This window comes from Streptomyces sparsus, from assembly GCF_054776295.1.
The window spans coordinates 1-1,014 of the sequence record NZ_BAAHCA010001328.1 but is presented as its reverse complement, the minus strand read 5'-3'; the positions used below and the strand labels follow the sequence as shown (position 1 = coordinate 1,014).

General features: G+C 71.3%; 1 protein-coding gene and 1 pseudogene. Both read left to right on the top strand.

Annotated features, from left to right (window positions below):
• The first annotated feature begins 502 nt into the window (after positions 1–502).
• The gene (locus ACYVE9_RS28225) at positions 503–790 is read left to right on the top strand and encodes a hypothetical protein (RefSeq protein ID WP_461030724.1); all 288 of its coding nucleotides are present in this window, start codon (positions 503–505) and stop codon (positions 788–790) included.
• Positions 790–1,014: pseudogene (locus ACYVE9_RS28220) on the top strand (4-alpha-glucanotransferase); the annotation flags it as partial. The gene ACYVE9_RS28225 and the pseudogene ACYVE9_RS28220, both read left to right, overlap by 1 nt.

Here is a 1,014-nt window from a genome sequence, read left to right as displayed (position 1 = left end):
GGCCCCACCGAGCAGTCCGCCGACCACCGCGGCCACCAGCGCGGTCGCGCCGGCCCGCCGTCCGCTGTGAGCCGCCGAGCCCATCGCGGTCCCTCCCTGTGCTGTCGACCGGCCGGACCGCGCGGCCGTCGTTCGGGCCACCCGGTCGGCCGGTACGGTCCTCGCCCCCGCACGCCGGCCAAACCACACCACCGGCCCCTCCGGGTGTCAATGCGTGCGGGTGAAATGTCTGCATCGTCCGTCAGATGGGGTGCTCGGTTGAGCGACGGGTGTGCACAACGGTGAGCGAAGGCGCAAAAATCTGGCGTGTGCGACGCTTGGAACCGCATTCACTGGCGTCCCGGAAGGGCCCGACCGACGATTCGCCGGTGTCCCCGAATCAGTGAACTGGGTCACGTTTAGCTGGCGAACACGGATGCCTCGGCGTGCAATGGGTATGGCATCACCTGTTCCCAGCCCATCCGGTTACCCGCCACCACCCCCACCCGAACGGAGAAACCCCATGACCGCCTCCGCAGAACTGCTCATGTCCGCCCTCACCCCGCTGCCCCAACAGGTCGGACGGGCTGAGGACGGCGATCCGTCCAAACAGATCCTGGCCGGCCTCTCCGGTCCCGACTCGGGCCTCGACGGCTCCTGCTCCTGCGGCTGCTTCGAAGCGCCGCTCACCAGTGAACCCCCGCTCGCCGACGTGGCACCGCTCACCAGCGAGTCGCCCATCGCCGCAGAGCTTCCGCTGACCAGCGAGCCGACCGGTACCGGCTTCGGCACGGAGTCCGCGGAGATCTGATGAGTCGCCTGGCGCGGCTCGCCGCGGCTCACGGTGTCTCCACCTCCTACGAACCCTCCCCGGGCCGGCACGTGCCGGTGCCGGAGGAGACCGTCGTGTCCGTACTCGGGGCGCTGGGCGTCGACGCCTCGACCCCCGGCGCGTTACGTGAGGCACTCGCCCGCGCCGACGGCCCCACCGCGCGGCTGCTGCCCGCCACGGTGGTGCAGCGCGACGGCCGCCGC